This window comes from Vibrio sp. SCSIO 43135 (genome assembly GCF_023716665.1).
Classification (GTDB): Bacteria; Pseudomonadota; Gammaproteobacteria; order Enterobacterales; family Vibrionaceae; genus Vibrio; species Vibrio paucivorans.
Window position 1 is genome coordinate 512,011 of the sequence record NZ_CP071860.1, and the last position, 20,240, is coordinate 532,250.

At 45.8% G+C, this 20,240-nt stretch carries 18 protein-coding genes and 1 pseudogene; 13 read left to right on the forward strand and 6 right to left on the reverse strand.

Annotated features, from left to right (window positions below; all coding sequences use genetic code 11):
- Positions 1-141 precede the first annotated feature (141 nt).
- The 4 genes and pseudogenes from thrS to rplT all read left to right on the forward strand — a co-directional run bounded on the left by thrS (position 142) and on the right by rplT (position 3,321).
- On the forward strand, positions 142-2,070 hold the full coding sequence (gene thrS / locus J4N42_RS16705) for a threonine--tRNA ligase (RefSeq protein ID WP_252033615.1): 1,929 nt from the start codon (positions 142-144) through the stop codon (positions 2,068-2,070).
- 3 nt (positions 2,071-2,073) lie between these two features.
- A complete protein-coding gene (gene infC, locus J4N42_RS16710; RefSeq protein ID WP_252034180.1) occupies positions 2,074-2,625 on the forward strand; it encodes a translation initiation factor IF-3 in 552 nt (183 codons plus the stop codon).
- Positions 2,626-2,731: 106 nt separating this feature from the next.
- Positions 2,732-2,926: a 50S ribosomal protein L35 gene (rpmI, locus tag J4N42_RS16715; protein WP_019275792.1), complete on the forward strand. Its 195-nt coding sequence runs from the start codon at positions 2,732-2,734 to the stop codon at positions 2,924-2,926.
- A 41-nt stretch (positions 2,927-2,967) separates the two neighbouring features.
- A pseudogene (gene rplT, locus J4N42_RS16720) lies at positions 2,968-3,321 on the forward strand (50S ribosomal protein L20).
- 227 nt (positions 3,322-3,548) lie between these two features.
- On the opposite strand, the gene J4N42_RS16725 reads toward rplT, so the two are convergent.
- The 5 genes from J4N42_RS16725 to J4N42_RS16745 form a co-directional block, all read right to left on the reverse strand.
- Positions 3,549-5,294, reverse strand: a complete 1,746-nt coding sequence (locus J4N42_RS16725) for a sodium:solute symporter family transporter (RefSeq protein WP_252033618.1) — start codon at positions 5,292-5,294, stop codon at positions 3,549-3,551.
- On the reverse strand, positions 5,287-6,282 hold the full coding sequence (locus tag J4N42_RS16730) for a nuclear transport factor 2 family protein (RefSeq protein ID WP_252033620.1): 996 nt from the start codon (positions 6,280-6,282) through the stop codon (positions 5,287-5,289). Before J4N42_RS16730 ends, J4N42_RS16725 begins: the two co-directional genes overlap by 8 nt.
- Positions 6,283-6,333: 51 nt before the next feature.
- The gene (locus J4N42_RS16735) at positions 6,334-7,308 is read right to left on the reverse strand and encodes a nuclear transport factor 2 family protein (protein WP_252033622.1); all 975 of its coding nucleotides are present in this window, start codon (positions 7,306-7,308) and stop codon (positions 6,334-6,336) included.
- A 513-nt stretch (positions 7,309-7,821) separates the two neighbouring features.
- Positions 7,822-8,784: a LacI family DNA-binding transcriptional regulator gene (locus J4N42_RS16740; protein WP_252034182.1), complete on the reverse strand. Its 963-nt coding sequence runs from the start codon at positions 8,782-8,784 to the stop codon at positions 7,822-7,824.
- Between the two features lie 148 nt (positions 8,785-8,932).
- The gene (locus J4N42_RS16745) at positions 8,933-9,682 is read right to left on the reverse strand and encodes an HpcH/HpaI aldolase family protein (protein WP_252033624.1); all 750 of its coding nucleotides are present in this window, start codon (positions 9,680-9,682) and stop codon (positions 8,933-8,935) included.
- Between the two features lie 290 nt (positions 9,683-9,972).
- On the opposite strand from J4N42_RS16745, the gene hisD reads away from it, so the two are divergent.
- From hisD to cyoE, 9 genes are all read left to right on the forward strand, one after another.
- Entirely contained in the window at positions 9,973-11,265 is a 1,293-nt protein-coding gene (gene hisD, locus J4N42_RS16750) for a histidinol dehydrogenase (RefSeq protein WP_252033625.1), read from the forward strand.
- A 1-nt stretch (position 11,266) separates the two neighbouring features.
- On the forward strand, positions 11,267-12,001 hold the full coding sequence (locus J4N42_RS16755) for an SDR family NAD(P)-dependent oxidoreductase (RefSeq protein ID WP_252033627.1): 735 nt from the start codon (positions 11,267-11,269) through the stop codon (positions 11,999-12,001).
- Positions 12,002-12,099: 98 nt separating this feature from the next.
- Positions 12,100-13,095, forward strand: a complete 996-nt coding sequence (locus J4N42_RS16760; protein WP_252033629.1) for a cupin domain-containing protein — start codon at positions 12,100-12,102, stop codon at positions 13,093-13,095.
- A 10-nt stretch (positions 13,096-13,105) separates the two neighbouring features.
- On the forward strand, positions 13,106-13,819 hold the full coding sequence (locus tag J4N42_RS16765) for an alpha/beta fold hydrolase (RefSeq protein ID WP_252033631.1): 714 nt from the start codon (positions 13,106-13,108) through the stop codon (positions 13,817-13,819).
- 564 nt (positions 13,820-14,383) lie between these two features.
- Entirely contained in the window at positions 14,384-15,265 is an 882-nt protein-coding gene (cyoA, locus tag J4N42_RS16770) for a ubiquinol oxidase subunit II (protein WP_252033633.1), read from the forward strand.
- A 4-nt stretch (positions 15,266-15,269) separates the two neighbouring features.
- Positions 15,270-17,306: a cytochrome o ubiquinol oxidase subunit I gene (cyoB, locus tag J4N42_RS16775; RefSeq protein ID WP_252033634.1), complete on the forward strand. Its 2,037-nt coding sequence runs from the start codon at positions 15,270-15,272 to the stop codon at positions 17,304-17,306.
- Positions 17,296-17,895 (forward strand): cytochrome o ubiquinol oxidase subunit III, encoded by a 600-nt coding sequence (gene cyoC / locus J4N42_RS16780; RefSeq protein WP_252033635.1) that lies wholly within the window; start codon positions 17,296-17,298, stop codon positions 17,893-17,895. Before cyoB ends, cyoC begins: the two co-directional genes overlap by 11 nt.
- Positions 17,895-18,206 (forward strand): cytochrome o ubiquinol oxidase subunit IV, encoded by a 312-nt coding sequence (gene cyoD, locus J4N42_RS16785; RefSeq protein ID WP_252033636.1) that lies wholly within the window; start codon positions 17,895-17,897, stop codon positions 18,204-18,206. The genes cyoC and cyoD overlap by 1 nt, the downstream gene beginning before the upstream one ends.
- An 8-nt stretch (positions 18,207-18,214) precedes the next feature.
- Positions 18,215-19,084: a heme o synthase gene (cyoE, locus tag J4N42_RS16790; RefSeq protein ID WP_252033637.1), complete on the forward strand. Its 870-nt coding sequence runs from the start codon at positions 18,215-18,217 to the stop codon at positions 19,082-19,084.
- Between the two features lie 66 nt (positions 19,085-19,150).
- On the opposite strand, the gene J4N42_RS16795 is transcribed toward cyoE, so the two are convergent.
- The gene (locus tag J4N42_RS16795; protein ID WP_252033638.1) at positions 19,151-20,056 is read right to left on the reverse strand and encodes a zinc ribbon domain-containing protein; all 906 of its coding nucleotides are present in this window, start codon (positions 20,054-20,056) and stop codon (positions 19,151-19,153) included.
- Positions 20,057-20,240: the final 184 nt, after the last annotated feature.

Genomic DNA, 20,240 nt, shown 5'->3' on the forward strand with positions numbered 1-20,240 from the left:
CAATGCCCGTTCGCATTTTTTTAGGTACATCCGTATTTGTATCGACATAAATGTAGAGTCTTATAATGCGATGTTTTAAAAGCTAAAACATTAACTGAACACGTGTTGCTTGGTATGCAACACCACTGTAAAGGATATCTAATGCCTATTATTACACTTCCTGACGGCAGTCAGCGTCAATTTGACAACCCAGTTTCAACTCTAGAAGTCGCTCAATCGATCGGTCCTGGTCTTGCTAAAGCAACCATCGCTGGCCGTGTTGATGGCAACCGTGTTGATGCATGTGACCTTATCGAAAACGATGCAAGCCTTGAGATCATCACTGTAAAAGATGAGGTCGATGGCCTTGAAATTGTTCGTCACTCTTGTGCTCACCTACTGGGTCACGCGATCAAGCAACTTTACCCTGAAGCTAAAATGGCGATTGGTCCAACGATCGATAACGGTTTCTACTACGATATCGACATGGAGCACTCTTTAACGCAAGAAGACTTAGAAAAAGTCGAAAAGCGCATGAAAGAGCTAGCGAAGACCAAGTACCAAGTTATCAAGAAAAAAGTTAGCTGGCAGGAAGCACGCGATGCATTTGAAGCTCGCGGTGAAACATACAAGATGGAAATCTTGGACGAGAACGTTGCTCGCGACGACCGTCCAGGCCTTTACCATCATGAAGAATACATCGATATGTGTCGTGGCCCTCACGTACCACATATGGGTTTTTGTCAGCACTTCACGTTGCTTAACGTAGCAGGTGCATACTGGCGTGGTAACAGCGATAACAAGATGCTTCAACGTATCTATGGTACCGCTTTCCACGACAAGAAAGCGCTTAAAGCGCATCTAACTCGCCTAGAAGAAGCGGCGAAGCGTGACCACCGTAAAATCGGTAAGCACCTAGACCTGTTCCACATGCAGCAAGAAGCACCGGGTATGGTGTTCTGGCATCACAATGGTTGGTCTATTTTCCGTGATCTTGAAGTATTCGTTCGTGAAAAACTGACTGAATACGGTTACCAAGAAGTAAAAGGTCCACTTATCATGGACCGCGTTCTTTGGGAACGTTCTGGTCACTGGGACAAATACGCAGAAGCGATGTTTACGACTTCTTCAGAGAACCGTGAGTACGCATTGAAACCAATGAACTGCCCTGGTCACGTTCAGATCTTTAACCAAGGCCTGAAATCATACCGTGATCTACCGTTGCGTATGGCTGAGTTCGGCTCATGTCACCGTAACGAACCATCTGGTGCACTGCACGGTATTATGCGTGTACGTGGCTTTACTCAAGATGATGCGCACATTTTCTGTACTGAGAGTCAAATTCAGGAAGAAGTCACTAGCTGCATCAAGATGGTTTACGATACGTACCAGACATTTGGCTTCGACAACATCGTTGTTAAACTATCGACTCGCCCTGAAAAGCGTGTAGGTTCAGATGAAATCTGGGATCAATCAGAAGAAGCGCTTAAGCAGTCTCTTGAAGCGATGGAAATTCCATACGAAATTCAAGAAGGTGAGGGGGCATTCTACGGTCCTAAGATTGAATTTACTCTTTACGACTGTCTAGACCGCGCATGGCAATGTGGTACGGTCCAGTTAGACTTCAACCTACCTGGTCGCCTTGGTGCAACTTACGTAGGTGAAAACAATGAGCGTTTAGTTCCGGTGATGATTCACCGTGCAATTCTAGGTTCTCTAGAGCGTTTCATTGGTATTCTTATCGAAGAATACGCTGGTTTCTTCCCTACATGGTTGGCGCCAGAACAAGCAGTTATCATGAACATCACCGACAAACAGTCAGATTATGTTCAAGAAGTTGCACAAAAACTACAAAAAAGTGGAATTAGAGCCAAAGCAGACTTGAGAAATGAGAAGATTGGCTTTAAAATCCGCGAACATACTTTGAAGCGTGTCCCGTATATGCTGGTTTGTGGCGACCAAGAGATGGAAGCTGGAGAAATCGCAGTACGTACTCGTAAAGGTAAAGACTTAGGTAAGTTTAAAGTGGATGACTTTATCTCATACATCCAAGCCGAAGTTTCTACCCGTAAGCTCAATCTGGAGGAATAAGCTATTAAAGGCGGAAGACGTGGCCAACAACCGGCCAAACAAAACCAGCACCGTTTAAACGGTGAAATTCGCGGCGTTCGTGAAGTTCGTCTAACAGGCGCTGACGGTGAAGCCGTTGGTATCGTTTCTATCAATGAAGCGCTAGAAGCAGCTGTTGAAGCTGGTATGGATCTCGTAGAGATCAGCCCTAACGCCGAGCCACCAGTTTGTCGTGTGATGGACTATGGCAAGTTCCTCTTCGAAAAGAGCAAAGCTGCTAAAGAGCAGAAGAAGAAGCAAAAGCAGATTCAGATTAAGGAAGTAAAATTCCGTCCTGGAACTGATATTGGAGACTATCAGGTAAAACTACGCAACCTGACGCGTTTCCTAGAAGACGGCAACAAAGTGAAGGTAACAATTCGCTTCCGTGGCCGTGAAATGGCTCACCAAGACATCGGTGTCGACGTTTTGAATCGTTTGAAAGAAGATACAGTAGATTTAGCTGTTGTTGAATCTTTCCCGACTCGAATCGAAGGCCGCCAGATGATCATGGTATTGGCCCCTAAGAAGAAGTAATTAACGGCTTTACAAGTAAGAAAACCTAGCCGTTCTTGAATGGCTGGGTTTTGTTCGCCCTAATTACTATTGTTTAAAACAACTCAACAATGCGGAGTTATTCATCATGCCTAAGATGAAAACCAACAAAGGTGCTGCTAAGCGTTTCAAGAAAACTGCTGGTGGTATTAAGTTTAAGCACGCTACTAAACGTCACATCCTGACTAAGCGTACTACTAAGAACAAGCGTCAGCTTCGTCCAAATGCAATCCTTCCTAAGTGTGAAGTGGCTGCAGTTGTTCGTATGATGCCATACGCTTAATTCTTTTTAGTTTAATAATCGTTTAGTTTAGGAGAAGCATAATGCCTCGCGTAAAACGTGGTGTACAAGCTCGTGCACGTCATAAGAAAGTTCTAAAACAAGCTAAAGGTTACTAAGGAGCACGTTCACGTGTTTACCGCGTAGCTTTCCAAGCAGTTACTAAAGCTGGTCAATACGCTTACCGTGACCGTCGCAACAAGAAACGTCAATTCCGTCAACTATGGATTGCACGTATCAACGCTGCATCTCGTCAAAATGGTCTATCTTACAGCCGTTTCATCAACGGTCTTAAGAAAGCATCTATCGAGATCGATCGTAAGATTCTTGCTGATATCGCGGTATTCGACAAAGCTGCATTCGCAGTTCTAGTTGAAAAAGCGAAAGCTGCTCTTTAATTAGCAGTTTGAAGGTTAAGAGAAAGGAGAGCTTCGGCTCTCCTTTTTTATTGCCTGCTTCCTATACCCAAATGATTTCAGGTTACGATTTAACACACCAAGTTACTCTTGGTTGAGCGAAGTTATTTGGGTATGGCTGGTGACAATCTCAATTGATGCGCATAAACAAAAAAAGCCCGCTGACTATCAGCGGGCTTAATTATTTGGAGTTATTGCAGCTCTAGCAGTTACAAGCTTTGGGTTTCAACATTGTCTGTTCGAGAGCGGAGCTTATTACCAAACAGAGAGTAAACAGCGTACCCGGCAATGCTTAACGCGACAAGAATAGAGCAACCACGCACAAAATTAATCAGCATTGGAGCGTTGTCGGTGAATGCATTGATTCCCCACAGGAATATAAGAGAGAACACAAACATCACTAATAGGCCGTAGCAAGGTGCATCAATCTTACCAGGGATAACGTACCAGCCATCTTGTTTCACTGGCTTGTTTAATCGAGCGTACTCAGCTTGTTGACCTTTGATGGTATATAAGTGCATTTCTTCCTGTTTACCTGTCAGCAGTAGGCTCGCTGCATAAGCAACAACAGCATTGACCACCACACCAATAACACAGTACCAAGGCCAAGCGATGTCTGTTGCGACTGCGACGTACCAGATAGCGACAAAGCTCGCTGCGACACCAATTAATAGCCCTTTCTCTGTAATGTGCTTGGAGTAGAAGCCCAGCACAAACATACAGAAACTTGCACCAACAAAGTAAGAACCTGCTTTACTTAGTACTTCAAGTACCGAGCCTGTACTCGTCGCGAACATCAATGCAGGAATGATAACCAAAATAGCCCAGCCAACTGTGAAGAAGCGTGAAGCTTTCAAGTAATGTTCTTCAGATTCGTTCTTCTTGTAGAAGCGTTTGTAGAAGTCGGCAACCGATACTGTAGCCATAGAGTTAAATGCTGAATCTAAGCTCGACATACTTGCTGCCAGAATTGCCGCAGCGATGATTCCCATGAGGCCTGGCATGCCATATTCACTGGCGTAGTGAAGAATAATAGTGTTGCCGTTTTCGAATTCTTGACCATCGTAGTAAGCGTTGAATAACACGCCCAATAGAATGAATACGAAGTAGATGAAGAAAGCGACGTAACCCATCATCAGCATTGCTTTTTTCGCGTCGCCCATGCTTTTTGCAGCCATACAACGTTGCACCATCATCTGGCTACCACCGTATACTGTCGTGTGGAACATCGTCATAGCAATAACACCAGCCCAAACGGTTGTTACTTGGCTCAAGTCCATGCTGGTTTGCAGTGAGTCCGTCATTCCCTTAGCTTTAAGTTCGGCCATCACTTCAGTCATTGGTGCAGGCATGCCATTCCATACCGCTTCAATGATGATGAATGCACCGATGAACAAGATGACCGCTTGGATGACGTCTGTCCAGATAACCGCTGCAATCCCACCCATAACGGTATAAACCAGCGCAATGGCGGTCACGATCATGATGCAGTACACCACGTCTATCCCTGTAATGAACTCAAGTATCATAGCGGTCGCGTACAGCACTGCAGCTGAGCTCAAAGCTTGTTTGATGAGGAAGATAAAAGATAGAGTAACGCGAGATGCTTTACCAAATCGTCTCTCTTGATATTCGTATATTGAGGTGAGGCCATTGTTGTAGAAAAACGGCATGAACACAGCAACAATGAAAAAGATCACAAGAGGGTAGTTCAGGTGAATGGCGATCACCGATAGCCCTTCTTTGTATGACCAAGCAGGCCCGCCTAAGAAAGACATTGCGCTTACGTATGTACATACCACAGAGATACCGATTGCCCACCATGGAATGTTTTTGTCACCTAAAGCGAACTGATTCGCCGAGGTGACTTTTTTACCCACTACGGCACCGAGTACCAAAGTGAGAACGATGTAGACACCGAGTATCGTCCAGTTAAGCGTTCCAAACTCATGCATAATTAGGTCCTTCTAATTGTTCTTTCATTTGGCCGAATACGTCATAACCGAGTTGAAGCAGAATATGTACGATATCTATCGCTACCCAGTTTTCTTTCAGCAAGTTACCTTCACGTCGCCAGATATCCATAACGCGAAGCTCAATATTCTTTCCTGTTGGAGCAAGCCCTAACCAACCACTGTGGCCTGTGTGAGTGCCGTGCATGTGTGGCCAACCACCAGTGGATACGTAGTCATTTTGAGCCAAAAAATTGAGCTCAATATCGACACCTCGATCTGGGAATGCGAACACGAATGGCGCCTGGTGATGATTACGGAAACCTTTGATACCACGAGTGGTTCCGATGCCAGCTGGGCCGTACCACATAAAGTCGCGGTGCCAGTAATTCTCAAGATCCATAGAGTAAAGATCTTTACCATCGAAGCGGCCTAAACAGGACAGCATGTCATGGACAAGTTGGCCACTTTGTTCACTGTGTTGAGCACATATCTCTCCGTTTTGAATGCCATCGAATGTCGCTGGTGCTGGTACCAACCCGTCGTGTCCTAGACTACGGCGAAGTGGATTAGAACCGGCTTGGTTCATAGCATCGATGAAATCAGGAATCATATACGATTCAGTGATTTGGTTGCTCTCTACACAAACCATTTCGGTGTATCGCAAGTAAAGGGTTTTTCCTGTCGCTGGGATACCGAACAGAGGCTTTTCAAATGTCCCTACAAAATAACCTGTCGAGTTGTACCAAGTGCGGCCTTCAAACTCGCCATTCATTACAATCATTGGGCGACGTTCTACATCAGGCAAAGCAGCAGCTAATGGTGCTAGGAATTCAGAGTTTGTTGATTCTGGCCCATTCAAGTCGTTGATTGGATGGGCAACACACCATTTCACATCTGGATTGAGGGCTTCATTCGCGATGTTCGCTTGCTCGCTAGCTGGGGCTTGGAAATAGGATTGGTAAAACTGCTCGATGATGTTAAGTGACATTGTGTTTCCTTACTGTTCGTTAAATTGTAGAGCGGGTGGTGTGGCTTGTTGTTAGCCTTTCTGTAGTAGGATTTGTTTCCAGATTGCTGTCTCGTCGATAAGCGTAAACTCGCGGCGCAGCCCCCACGGGCCAAACTCAGCGTGGCTTATTCCCATAATGTGGACTTCTTTACCTGTTGGTTGGCCAAATGCGCCGTAACCTTCGTGCTTACCTTGCAGTGACCAGCGGATTGCAGCGCGCGGAGACATCATTGGGTCGTCGCGACCTATGCGATGATGCACAGTGAATTTTGCATTAGGGAATGAGGAGCGCAGCGATATCCAGAAATGATCGATCTCATGATGTGAAAGCGCGGTGCGTCCTCCAGCATATTCGCCAATACATGCACGATCGTATTCTTTTGGAATAACGGAAAACTCTGCGTTCATGATGCTGTTCAAGATTGATTCATAACGCTGACCATATTCGTCATCGTTACCAACTCCTAGGTAAGGGCCTTGAACATCGCACTCAGGAGTAAATGGAAACTTACTGTTTTCTACACCACCTTCAAATTCGATCTGGTTACGTGCAAATTGTTCCGAGGTCATGCCCAGTTGCTTGGCGATATCGGCTTGGTCGCGGATGAGCCACTCATCGTTAATTTGATTATTGATTGCATGGCAGTCGGCAATGATGCGAAAACGCAGCTTCGTGTTGGTTGCTTTGCCATAGAAACCATCAATGCTGTGTGTTGCAGTTGAAATGATTCGGTGTGAAGACAGCATACCTTGCTCTGGTGAGCCAGACCAAATGACATCCTCGCCAAACAAAGTGCGATCTGGAAACTCTGCAAGTGTTGCCATGGTCGCGCTGATCACCCCTTCGTTACCCTGAGCGATGGATAGAGGTGTGCGAACAACAATATCCGGCGAGTAGTAGTGCTCTAGCGTATGTAAACCACGGTCTTCCCAAATTTCTTTGGTGATACCGATAATGTAGTCTGGGAAATCACGCCATTTTTCATCAAAGCCAGCCATGGCCATAACCTACCTCCTGATCAGATTGTTCAATTCTTGTTTGTTTTGATTACGTATCCAAAATGAAGTTATGTTGCAATATTGTCAACAGTAAGTTTTCTTGATGTTTTAATATCGTGCTTAAGATCAGATTTTTAACATCTGTTTGAAAAACACCCAGAGTAATTACGCTAATCGATTTGAACGCGAGTAGATCAGAGAGGTTATTCCCCTTTAAGTACTTGTTTGTATGAGTGATATAGATAAGGGAAACAAAGGGCTTGGTGAATGGGTTTCGACGCAAGATATGCGTTTGAATGGCATGGACTCAGACCAAATAGACCGCTAGTGGACGTTTAGTTTCCTAAACGGTGATCTTGTTTCAATCCCTATTGCATACGAATTCAATGGTTTTCAGCGGTCGTTTGTGGCGGTGAAATTGAGAAAAGCCTCGCGTTGGATGCGAGGCTTTATTGAGTCAGTACGGTGATTGTGAGCTTAGACTTATGCCTTTAATGGAACGAGTTCTCTTAGCTAACGTTAATTTCGAGCGGTGCTGCCACGTTCGATTAGCGTTCCTTTCTCAAGGAGATACTCTCCAGAAGCATCGACGTTGTCGTTAATCCGCCTCATCAAGTCTTCCACGGTGCGACGAACAATATCGTCTATAGGTTGTGCAACTGTGGTTAGGTCGTAGCTTGGCCAACTCGACATCGGGATGTTATCGACGCCCATGATCGCATAGTCGCTAGGAATGGAAGCGCCGCTTAGGCGTAATCCATCCATAAGCCCGAGTGCGATAATGTCATTAGCGCAAAATATCGCTTCAGGTCTCACTGAGTGGGCGAGCACTTCCTTTGCCGCTTCCATACCAGCATCGAAGCTGTATTTAGACTGAATAAAGACAGGTGTGGGTACATCAAGCGCTTTTAGCTTGGATGAAAAACCTAGCCAACGTTCTTCACTGGTCATCGAACCGGAATCACCACTAATATACGCCAACTGTTGATATCCCTTACTAACCAAGTATTCAGCTGCTTCTTCGCCTGCTAAACGGTTATCAATTCCGGTCGCATTTGCATTGATTCCTTTGGTGTAACGGTTGATGACGCTTAAGTGCACACCAAACTTTTCACATTGGGCAAACGCGCGCGAAGTCAATCGACTGGTTGCGATGACCAAGCCGTCCACTTGATACTCAATTGCGCGGGAAATAGCTAAATCAAGGTCGCCTTTGTCAATAGGGCAAAGCACCACTTGACCACCGCGGCGTTGGATCTCCATTGCCAATGCTCGCGATTGAAGATCGTACATCGGGTTAGACTCACTATCGAGTGCAATAGCTATTAGGCCGGAGCGATTAGAGATTAAGCTACGGGCGATGGCATTGGGCGTGTAGCCGAGCTTTGCTGCAGCATCCATGACCATTTTTCGTTTTTTCTCGCTAATGCTAGCGGTTGGGCTAAAAGCTCTTGATACGGTCGACTGAGAGACGCCGAGCATCTTGGCGACGTCTATCGAAGTTACTTTCGCTTTAATAGTCATACTCCTTGTGTGGGGTATTTGCCCCTTTAGTTAGCCTGAGTGTATGGGCTAGGGGAATTCTCTGTCTAGAGTTGACGATTGATAGCGTTTAACTATCGGAGAAAACTCAGGAATTCATCACATTTCTTTCTTGTCGGAAACCATCAATGATCATTTTGTGTTCAGAGCCTACACAAAAAAAGCTTACTCCGATCTCGCCCCAGTCTTTGGCTTGTTGCGCTGTTGCGACAAACATTCCGACCGGCTTATCGTGTTTTTGGGCCGCCTCGATGATTTTGATGCTCGCTTGACGAACTTTTTCATCGTTCACACTCGTTGCGCCATAAGCAACCGTAAGATCTACTTGCCCGATGAATAGGGCATCAATTCCTTCTACACCCGCTATAGCGTCTACATTTTCGACCCCTTCTGGGTCTTCAATTTGTGCAATCACTACTGTACTCGAAGCGCTATCTGCGAGGTGCTGAGCCATTGGTTTTGTGGCGTAGTTTGCCGCTCTACTTGAGCCAGCATAACCGCGCCCGCCTTCTCCGTAGTGGCACATTCTAGCGATGGTTTGAGCTTGTTGCTTTGTACAAACATGTGGAATCTGAACACCGGTAGCTCCACAGTCTAGCGCATTCAAAATGGTGGATGGTGCACTGTCTTGAACCCTAACTAAGCAAGGTAGTTGGTTGGCGCGCGCAGCGAGTATGCAGGCATCCAAAGAGGTTCTGTCGAACGGGGCATGCTCGGCATCCAAAATGATAAAAGGAAGCTCTGCAAGCGACAGCACCTCAACGATATGTGGATGCGGTGTTTTGACAAAGGTGCCTAGAAGCGAAGTTTGAGAGAGCGTAGATTTGAAGTTGTGCATAAGAATATCTCCGTTGCAAAGGTATGCAAAAATTAACATGGATAAATGTAAATATTCAGTAAAAATAGTGTGATCAAAATATCATAATTGACCATTAAACCACCTTGTCTAGGATGGTTATCGCCTTTCAATTGAATTTTTATCAAATTAAAACAAGTAGTTAGGTGGCTTGGTGGTCGATGGCACTTCTATCTTGAAAGATGTTGATTTTATGTTTAGTCTGGTTTTGCATTCGTATCCAAAAGTAAAAACTAACAACCGTCAGACTCAACCCTCAAGGAGAAAATCGTATGGCACGTATTCTGAAGAATGGAATCACCGAAGAAGTTTCAGCATCAAATGACGCCAAAGTTCGTCAAATCGTTGAAGACATTCTTTCTAACATTGAATCGAAAGGTGATAGCGCTGTCCGCGAGCTTTCAGAAAAATTCGATAACTGGTCTCCAGAGCAGTTTCGACTCACTCAAGACCAGATTCAGGCATGTGTTGATGCGCTAGATGAATCTACTCGTCACGATATCGAATTCGCTCAAGAGCAAGTACGCAACTTTGCTCAGATCCAGCGTGACTCAATGAAAGACGTAGAAGTAGAAACCATGCCGGGTGTGGTATTGGGCCATAAGAATATTCCGGTAAACAGCGTGGGCTGTTACATTCCTGGCGGGAAGTATCCATTGGTTGCTTCTGCACATATGAGTGTGCTGACTGCAAAAGTGGCGGGTGTTAAACGTGTCATTGCGTGTGCACCTCCTTTCAACGGTCAACCAAACGTTGCGATTGTGGCTGCAATGGCTTTGGCCGGTGCGGACGAAATCTATTGTTTCGGCGGAGTTCAGGCGGTAGGTGCAATGGCTCTTGGTACTGAAACAATCGCGCCTGTCGATATGATTGTTGGCCCAGGTAACGCGTTTGTGGCTGAAGCTAAACGTCAGTTATTTGGCCGCGTAGGTATTGACCTATTTGCGGGCCCAACTGAAACACTCGTTATCGCAGACGAGCAAGGCTGCGATCCTGAACTGGCAGCAGCCGACTTGCTTGGTCAAGCCGAGCATGGTTACAACTCCCCAGCAGTCCTTCTAACCAACAGCGAAAAGTTCGCCCAAGAAACAATCAAAGAAGTGGAACGTCAACTAACGATTTTGCCGACTGCTGAGGTTGCAGGTAAGGCATGGGCTGACTACGGGCAAGTGATCGTGTGTGATAGCTATGAAGAAATGGTAGAAGTTGCGGACGACATTGCGTCTGAGCACGTGCAGGTCATGACTGAAGATCCAAAGTACTTCCTAGATAACATGACGAATTACGGTGCGCTATTCCTAGGGCGTGAAACGAACGTTTCTTACGGCGACAAATGTATTGGTACTAACCATACCCTTCCGACAAAGAAAGCAGCTCGCTACACCGGTGGCCTTTGGGTTGGAAAATTCATTAAGACTTGTACCTACCAACGTGTGACTGAATCGGCTTCGCTGAAAGTCGGCGAGTACTGTTCACGTCTATGTGCACTTGAAGGTTTTGCTGGGCATAAGGAGCAAGCCGATATTCGAGTTCGTCGTTACAAAGGCAAAGTAGAAGAGGCGTAATATGCAAAAAACTGCCTTAGTTACAGGCGGCAGTGGCGGTCTTGGGGCCGCCATATGTCATAAGTTGGCCGATTCAGGCTATCAAGTAATCCTGACTTACAACAGCAACCAGAGTTCTGCTGACCAAGTCGTTTCTGCTCTCAGTGGAGAAGGGCATGTCGCGTTCCAGCTCAATGTAGCTCACTCGCAAGCGATAGAAGAGCTCGCTAAGCAAGTTGCGGAGATTAGCCCGCAACTGGATTTGCTGGTGAACTGCGCTGGAATGACAAAATTTGTTGCTCATTCGGATCTACAAGGTCTTAGTGATGAGCTATTTGATCAGATTTTTCAGGTTAACGTGCGCGCGCCATTTGCCATGGTAAGGGCGTGTGAGTCTTTGCTTCGTGAAGCGAAAGGCTGCGTCGTTAACATTACTTCAATTGCAGCGCAAACCGCGATGGGAAGCAACATCGCATATTGTGCGAGTAAATCGGCGGCTGAAAACATGACCCGTTCATTGGCTCGCGCGCTGTCACCAGATATTCGTGTCTTAGCGGTCGCGCCAGGTTTAGTTGATACCGAGTTTGTTAAAGGGCTGGACGATAGCTGGCGCAATCAGCAAGAACAGTCGACACCACTTAAGCGTTTAGCGAATGACGATGAAGTTGCCAACGCGGTATTCGCTGCCGCCGAGTTACTGACTTTCTCGACAGGTACAACCTTAGCCGTTGATGGTGGCCGACCATTAGGCAACTGACCTATAGAAACACCAAGTAAACGCCTTTCGTATCCACTAGTCGAAAGCAACGTCAGGGCTAGACCCAAGAATAAGAATGAATAAATAGGATTTTATCTATGACACTACAAAGCCAAATTAACGACAATCTTGTTCGTTATATGGAGCTGATCCCAGGCACCAGTGCTTTTATTGATGCACGTACTCCAGGCAGCGACCTGAAAGATAACTTTTGCATTATTGGCGCCGGAGTTGCAGAAAGCAGCCGTCAGCATGTACATATTCGCGACACTGCGGGTTTCAATATTGGTGCTGCTGGTCAGCCGCCGGGCATCAAAAACTCGCTTCATTCACACCGAACTGCAGAGCTGTTTGTCGTTTTCAAAGGTCAGTTCCGCTTCTACTGGGGGAATGATGGTGAGCATGAAGCTGTGCTGTCTCACGGTGATGTCATCTCTATTCCAACCAATCTATTTCGTGGCTTTGAAGTAGTGGGGCGAGACTACGGATTTATGTTCTCTGTACTTGGTGGGGATGATTCTGGCGGTGGCGTGATTTGGCACCCAAATGTCATCAAAGATAGCCAAGGTTACGGCCTATACCTTAAAGCCGATGGAACATTAATCGACACAGTCGACGGCGATGCGGTACCAAGTGAAACTGAGTTAATGCCTCTACTTACAGAAGAGCAGCTAGCGACATTTGATACTTACACCGCCGAGCAAATGATGCCTTTCGTTGCGCTTAAGAATGAATATCGCCCGATACAAGGTGAATTTACGGGCTCTAACGTCAATCAATACGCGTTAACGGGCCATCCTTTGGCTGACTACGATTTCCACGTGAAAAGTGAAGATGAAGTGAGCATCATGGCGTATGAGCTAACAGAAGGTGGATCAATACCCCTGCATCGTCGTGACGATAAGCAAGTGCTGATTAACTTTGACGGTGATACCGAAGTGGTAGTCACGCACCAAGGAGAGCAAGCAAGTGTCATCATGACTCGTGGAGACGTATTCAGTGTCCCGGAAGGTGCTTCGTATTCTCTAACTAACTTGCGCGGGAATAGCTTCACATACTGCGTTCTTGGGTCAGACAAGCCTGCAAAATTATAAGGAGTAGGGCATGACACAACCAATGCCTTTGGTTTGGCTGCCGGGTTTATTGTGTGACGGTGCTTTGTTTGAACAAGTTAATCAGGAGCTGCCCGATTGGGTCGCTCCTGAATGCGTTCAAATGCCCGCATTGGCTAGCATGGAACAACTTGCGTCATTCGTATTGGAAAATGCACCGAGTGAGTTTGTTCTCGGTGGTCTTTCCATGGGGGGAATATTGGCGTTTGAGGTTTATCGCCAGGCTCCTCATCGAGTGAAAGGTTTGATTTTGATGGACACCAATTCCGCTGATGAGAAACCGGAAGTATCGGAAAAACGCTATGCACTGGTTAAAAGGGCATTAAAAGGCGAATTCAGGCAGATTACTCCAGAAGTGTTGATACCTGTTTTGATTCACCCTAGTAGCGCAGCAGATACGGCGCTAACGAAACAAATTGAGCAAATGGCACTCAATGTTGGTGTTGACGCATTTCAAGCTCATGCCGACGCCTTAGCCACTCGCCCAGATGCAAGGCCATTACTTGCCGATATCTCTGTACCAACAATAGTGATTACGGGAAAAGAAGACTTGCTTTGCCCAATTGACAATCACTTGCTGATGGCAAGGCATATTCCTGATGTGACCCTACATGTGCTGCCTAATTGTGGTCACTTATCGACAATGGAAAAGCCACGTCAAGTCGCTCGCCACCTCTCTAACTGGCTGGAATTACTGGCTGCATAGATCAGATTACTAGGTGAGTTTCATCGCCTAGCTTTATCTCGATTGTCTTGGTTGCTTGTTGGAACTCAACTCCCTCTTATCTTATCGACATTTGGGTATCATATACTCACCATAGTCTTGCAATTCATCGACTTAGCATCGCTTTCCTACCTAGTTGATGGTTCGCACTTTCTAGCTTGCCAGTTGCTGTAAAGACAATAAAAACCCAGAGTGTGACACTCTCCCAAAAGTGGTTTGGCTAACGGAGTGGAGCGACCCAGTTTTTACGCCTGTCGTCATAGACGTATCAATGCATTAATCTTCTAGCACGTAAAAATAGAACTTTAGTTTTCATTTTTGTTTGATGAATTTTCTCCTCTCTCTCCTCATAATCCGCAAAATGTAACAATGTATTTCAAAGTGTAACAATACACTCACGTTGAATGTGTGGTTTTTACCGCCCTGCAACCTGACAGTACGCTCTGAAATCTATTGCTACATACGCTCAACATAAAAATATTCTAATGACAAAAAGAACCAGCCATAGAGCTTGCTCTGCTGCTGGCAAAACCATCGAGAAAGTTAATGGAAGCTTCAAGATACAAACGCGTCTTGGCGAGAGTAAGTTTGGTGGGAACCATACTTATGCTTGCTGGGTGTAACTCCGCGTTACTAGATCCAAAAGGAAGCATAGGCGTACAGGAAAGAGAGTTGATCATTACGGCTCTGTTGCTGATGCTGATTGTCGTTATCCCCGTGATTCTAATGACAATCTATTTCGCTTATCGCTACCGCGAGTCTAATACCAATGAGGAATACGCACCAGAGTGGTCACACTCAACCAAAATTGAAGTGGTGGTGTGGACGATTCCAATCATCATCATTGCCATCCTAGCGGCCATCACTTGGCGTTCGACTCATGAGTTAGAACCATCCAAACCAATTGCAAGTGATGTTAAACCAATCACGATTGAAGTGGTGTCACTCGACTGGAAGTGGCTATTCATTTATCCAGAAGAGCACATTGCGACGGTCAATTATGTGGCGTTCCCGAAAGATGTACCGGTTCAGTTCAAGCTGACGTCGGACAACATCATGAACGCATTCTTCATTCCGCGTTTAGGTACACAGATTTATGCGATGCCAGGCATGGTGACCAAGCTTAACTTAATTGCCAATCACTCCGGTGATTACAAAGGCTTTGCGTCTAACTACAGCGGTAAGGGCTTCTCACAAATGAAGTTCACCGCAGCAGCACTGGAAGATCGCACTGCATTCCTTAACTGGGTGCAGAAGGTGAAAGCCAGCCCAGATCGAATTGAAGATTGGGAACAGTTCCGCTCACTTGCTTCACCAAGTGTTGCCGAGCCAGTAACACTGTTTTCTAGTGTTCCACCATTTTTGTTCACCGACGTCGTGACCCAACATCCGGGTTCAATGAACTGTTTGCCGGAAAACCTAGGATAATCGCATGTTTGGAAGATTAACGCTTGATTCAATCCCTTATCACGAGCCGATTATCGTTGTCACACTAGCGGTGATTGCGATGGTTGGTTTGGCTGTCGTTGCTTTGATAACCAAAGCGGGTAAGTGGCAATACTTATGGTACGAATGGTTTACCTCTGTAGACCACAAAAAACTGGGCTTTATGTACATTGCTGTGGCAATGGTGATGTTGATTCGTGGTTTCGCTGATGCGGTCATGATGCGTAGCCAACAACTGCTATCTGCCGCTGGTGAGACAGGTTACTTACCACCGCACCACTACGACCAGATCTTTACTGCTCATGGCGTGATTATGATTTTCTTCGTCGCGATGCCACTGGTAATTGGTTTGATGAATATTATCGTACCGCTACAAATTGGTGCGCGCGATGTCGCTTTCCCATACCTCAATAACTTGAGTTTTTGGCTGTTTATTGTTGGGGTAATTCTCACCAATATGTCACTTGGCTTGGGTGAATTTGGTCGTACAGGTTGGCTGGCTTATCCGCCGCTGTCTGGTATTGAGGCGAGCCCCGGGGTTGGGGTGGACTATTGGATATGGGCACTGCAAATATCCGGTGTCGGTACCACGCTGACCGGCGTAAACTTCTTCGCAACTATTTTGCGCATGCGTACGCCGTCTATGCCAATGATGAAGATGCCAGTGTTCACGTGGGCGTCCCTGTGTGCCAACATCCTAATCATCATTTCGTTCCCAATTCTGACCGTAACCATTGCGTTACTGACGTTAGATCGCTACATCGGTACGCACTTTTTCACTAATGATCTTGGTGGAAACGTAATGATGTACGTCAACCTGATCTGGGCATGGGGACACCCAGAAGTATACATCCTGATCTTGCCTATCTTTGGTGTGTTCTCTGAAGTAACGGCAACTTTCTCCCGCAAGAAGCTGTTTGGTTATACCTCGCTAGTATGGGCGACCATTGTCATTACTATCTTGGCGTTCGTCGTTTGGTTGCACCACTTCTTTACCATGGGCTCTGGAGCAAATGTAAATGCGTTCTTTGGCATCGCCACTATGATTATCTCGATCCCAACTGGGGTGAAGATCTTCAACTGGCTGTTCACCATGTACAAAGGCCGCATTCGCTTTACCACTCCTATGATGTGGACTGTTGGCTTCCTGATCACTTTCTCGGTAGGTGGTATGACAGGCGTACTGATGGCCGTTCCGGGTGCCGACTTTGTTCTGCATAACTCCGTGTTCCTGATTGCGCATTTCCATAACGTAATCATTGGTGGTGTGGTATTCGGCTGTTTTGCGGCAATCACTTACTGGTTCCCGAAAGCAACGGGTTTCACCATGAATGAAGCATGGGGCAAACGCGCTTTTTACTGCTGGATCATCGGCTTCTTAATGGCGTTTTTACCATTGTATGCGCTGGGCTTTATGGGGATGACACGACGTCTTAGCCAAGATCTTAACCCTGAATACTTCCCATTGTTGGCTGTTGCAGCGGCAGGTACCGCAGTCATTGCGTTGGGTGTAGCTTGCCAGTTCATCCAAATTTACGTGAGTATTCGTGACCGCGAGCAAAATCGCGATCTCACTGGTGATCCGTGGGGCGGTCGTACGTTTGAATGGGCGACGTCGTCACCACCTCCATTCTACAACTTCGCGCACCTGCCAAAGGGTGATGAGCTAGATGCATTCTGGTACCAAAAGCAAAGCGGTGAGTTCGATCCAACTAAGGAAGTGGAATACGAACGCATCCATATGCCGAAGAACACGCCGACAGGTATCTATGTTTCAGCATGGGCATTGGTGTTTGGTTTCGCGATGATTTGGTACATCTGGTGGCTTGCAGCTGCAAGCTTTGTCGGCATCATTGTCACCTGTATCCAGCACAGCTACAACGACGACGTGGATTACTACGTTGAAGTAGAAGAAATTAAAGCGATTGAAGCGGAGCGACGTGCTCAACTTGAAGAAGCGAAGAAGAACGAAGTGAAAGACAACGATAAGAAAGACGATCTGGAGGTGACCTATGCAAGCTAATGTAGCGGTTCACGACCACGATCATCACCACGATGCTGCTGGCAATAAGCTGTTTGGCTTCTGGGTGTATTTAATGAGTGACTGTGTGTTGTTCGCGACGCTGTTCGCAACCTACGCAGTGCTTGAAAGTGGCTCTATTTCTGGGCCAACCGGTAAAGACATATTCGAATTACCGTTTGTGTTTGTCGAAACAATGTTGCTTCTGTTTAGCAGTATCACCTTTGGTTTCGGCATGATCGCGATGAAACGCCAAGATGTTACGGGGCTAAAGCGTTGGCTAAAGATCACGTTCCTGTTAGGGCTTGGCTTCATTGGCATGGAAGTGTACGAGTTCCATCACCTGATTGCAGAAGGTTATGGGCCTCAAGAAAGCGCGTTCTTATCGGCGTTCTTTACCTTAGTTGGAACACACGGCCTGCACGTGACTTTCGGTCTGATCTGGCTGGTAGTGTGCTACCACCAACTATCAACCAAAGGCTTGAACGACAATATGTCGATGCGATTCCAGTGTCTTAGTTTGTTTTGGCACTTTCTCGATATCGTCTGGATTTGCGTGTTTACCATCGTGTATTTAATGGGGGTTATGTAATGAAACAAGATCTAGACTCCGGTGCTTCAGATTACGTAAAAGGCTTTGTTGCATCACTGATCCTAACGGTGATTCCGTTCTACGTTGTATCGGCGAAAGTCCTACCAATAACCTCAACTTATGTGGTGGCACTGGGTTGTGCGATTGTGCAGATCTTTGTCCACTTTAAATACTTCCTGCACATGGAAGCAAAAACCTCCGATGGTAAGTGGAACTTAGTGTCACTCATGTTTACCGCCATTGTAGTGCTTATCCTGATTGCTGGCTCGATTTGGATTATCTACAACATGAACGTCAACATGAAATTGTAGGTTTCGGTATGCTGAAAAGTTACGTGTCTATCACTAAGCCTGGCATTATTTTCGGCAACCTGATTTCTGTAGCGGCGGGGTTCTTCCTCGCCGCGAAAACAGAATCAGCAGACTTTCTGTTGCTCTTAACAACGTTAGTCGGAGTGGGGCTAGTGATAGCGTCCGGTTGTGTCGTCAATAATATTTTCGACCGAGATATCGACCAAAAAATGAAGCGTACCCAGTACCGAGAGCTGGTGATGGGGGACATCAATATCGATGTTGCATTTGTCTATGCGTTAGCGTTATTACTGGGTGGAACAGCGTTACTGTTTCAAAGAGTGAATCCTCTTTCGGCTGTGGTGGTGCTGCTGGGTTATGTGTTCTATGTGTTCTTCTACACCATGTGGTACAAGCGTAACTCTGTGTATGGCACATTAGTGGGCAGCATTTCTGGAGCAGTCCCTCCACTTGTTGGTTATCTTGCAGTAGCAAACTACATCAGTCTAGAAGCTATGCTGTTGTTTATTATGTTCTGCTTATGGCAAATGCCGCACTCTTACGCAATTGCTATGTTCCGCATGCAAGACTATCGTGAAGCAGGCATTCCGGTACTGCCAGTGAAAGAGGGCATCAACAAAGCACACCAGCATATGAAAGCGTATGTGATTGCATTTGCTGTTGTAGCAGCAGGCTTGTTTATGTTGGGAGAGGCTGGTTATGAATACCTCGCGGTATCAGCCGCTGTGTGCTTTTTCTGGACACGAGTCACTTTCCGGAAAGTCACGGACGACAACTATGTTCAGTGGTCGAAGGCCGTGTTCAAAATGTCGCTGCTGGTGGTAATGAGCATAAGTGGCGTTCTGGGACTAGAGTTAATACCACTGCCGTTCATTTAGAGAGATTCTAAATAGTCTAAGCCTTGATTATGAACTGGCGTCGTACTCAAGGCTTAGTAGCGACAATTACCCGCTAAATACAACCAAGGTTTCGTATCCTTTTCCGGTTGACCACTCTTCTGTATAAACCTTCACTTCAATGCCATTGATAGTTTCAGAATAAGCGCTTTTTGAATAGATAGCTTCGGCTATAGCTAAAGAGAGCTCCTGGCCTGCAAGTATTTCTAACACTTTTTCTGAGTCTTCAGCTAGCACTTCTTGTGCTTGTTTTTCCTGAGCTCTTTGATTGATGTTAAGCATTAACTTTACTTCTTTCACCTGAGTCTTGGAGCCCTTGGCATAGAGCGCAATGTTATTTGCTAAAGGTGTCCCATTGCCAATATCGGCGTATGAAGTTGAGCAACCAAAGTTATTACCTGAGTAGTGTGTCCAGCCTTTGGATTCATACCCCGAAGAGTTTAAAGCTGAGCAAACATATGCAGGTTTAGTTTTGATCATAGTTTCGATCGGAGCTGATGCTATCTTGAAACTGTCACAAAGTTGAACAACTCTTTCGTCGGCATTTGGACTTACTTTGCTACAAGTATTCGGGCCAATGATTCCGTCCGCAGTTAAACCATGCTCTTTTTGAAAATTCATTACGAGCTCGTGATCTAGTTCTGTTTGTGTCATCTTCTTAGTGACTTTTTCATTACCAATAAAGTCATTGCTATTAAGGAAAGTTAATAATATGAAAGCGAGTATTACCGTTTTAATAGGGTTGGTTATGCCCCAAATGACAATTTTAAAAGATACATAAATCGTTTTCAGAAAAGGGGGGAGGTTGTCGAACTCTTCGCGTTTCTGTTTAAGGATTTCTGCAACGTGACAACCGCACTTAGGGCATTGCGTAGCGTTTTGAGAGACTTTTTTATTACATTCGGGGCACTTGATAATGGTCATACTAAACTCGACTTTAATGATGATATCCATATCTGAGGTCGCTGGATAATAGCGACTAAGGGCTAATCCATGTAATGACAATTTTAAATACCTGATATTTATTTGTGGTATTCAGCTTTATCGTTCAAATCTTGCTAGCTTTAACAATGTTTGCACGCGAGTAGGTTTTGTTAATTTGGTGAGGAAATGAAACTACAGAGCCAATAGTGTTTGC

Bases quoted from the DNA above. Each gene is read 5' to 3' on its own strand.
- thrS (WP_252033615.1), top strand. From the start codon at position 142: ATGCCTATTATTACACTTCCTGACGGCAGTCAGCGTCAATTTGACAAC.
- rpmI (WP_019275792.1), top strand. From the start codon at position 2,732: ATGCCTAAGATGAAAACCAACAAAGGTGCTGCTAAGCGTTTCAAGAAA.
- J4N42_RS16725 (WP_252033618.1), bottom strand. From the start codon at position 5,294: ATGCATGAGTTTGGAACGCTTAACTGGACGATACTCGGTGTCTACATC.
- J4N42_RS16730 (WP_252033620.1), bottom strand. From the start codon at position 6,282: ATGTCACTTAACATCATCGAGCAGTTTTACCAATCCTATTTCCAAGCC.
- J4N42_RS16735 (WP_252033622.1), bottom strand. From the start codon at position 7,308: ATGGCCATGGCTGGCTTTGATGAAAAATGGCGTGATTTCCCAGACTAC.
- J4N42_RS16740 (WP_252034182.1), bottom strand. From the start codon at position 8,784: ATGCTCGGCGTCTCTCAGTCGACCGTATCAAGAGCTTTTAGCCCAACC.
- J4N42_RS16745 (WP_252033624.1), bottom strand. From the start codon at position 9,682: ATGCACAACTTCAAATCTACGCTCTCTCAAACTTCGCTTCTAGGCACC.
- hisD (WP_252033625.1), top strand. From the start codon at position 9,973: ATGGCACGTATTCTGAAGAATGGAATCACCGAAGAAGTTTCAGCATCA.
- J4N42_RS16755 (WP_252033627.1), top strand. From the start codon at position 11,267: ATGCAAAAAACTGCCTTAGTTACAGGCGGCAGTGGCGGTCTTGGGGCC.
- J4N42_RS16760 (WP_252033629.1), top strand. From the start codon at position 12,100: ATGACACTACAAAGCCAAATTAACGACAATCTTGTTCGTTATATGGAG.
- J4N42_RS16765 (WP_252033631.1), top strand. From the start codon at position 13,106: ATGACACAACCAATGCCTTTGGTTTGGCTGCCGGGTTTATTGTGTGAC.
- cyoA (WP_252033633.1), top strand. From the start codon at position 14,384: ATGGAAGCTTCAAGATACAAACGCGTCTTGGCGAGAGTAAGTTTGGTG.
- cyoB (WP_252033634.1), top strand. From the start codon at position 15,270: ATGTTTGGAAGATTAACGCTTGATTCAATCCCTTATCACGAGCCGATT.
- cyoC (WP_252033635.1), top strand. From the start codon at position 17,296: ATGCAAGCTAATGTAGCGGTTCACGACCACGATCATCACCACGATGCT.
- cyoD (WP_252033636.1), top strand. From the start codon at position 17,895: ATGAAACAAGATCTAGACTCCGGTGCTTCAGATTACGTAAAAGGCTTT.
- cyoE (WP_252033637.1), top strand. From the start codon at position 18,215: ATGCTGAAAAGTTACGTGTCTATCACTAAGCCTGGCATTATTTTCGGC.
- J4N42_RS16795 (WP_252033638.1), bottom strand. From the start codon at position 20,056: ATGGATATCATCATTAAAGTCGAGTTTAGTATGACCATTATCAAGTGC.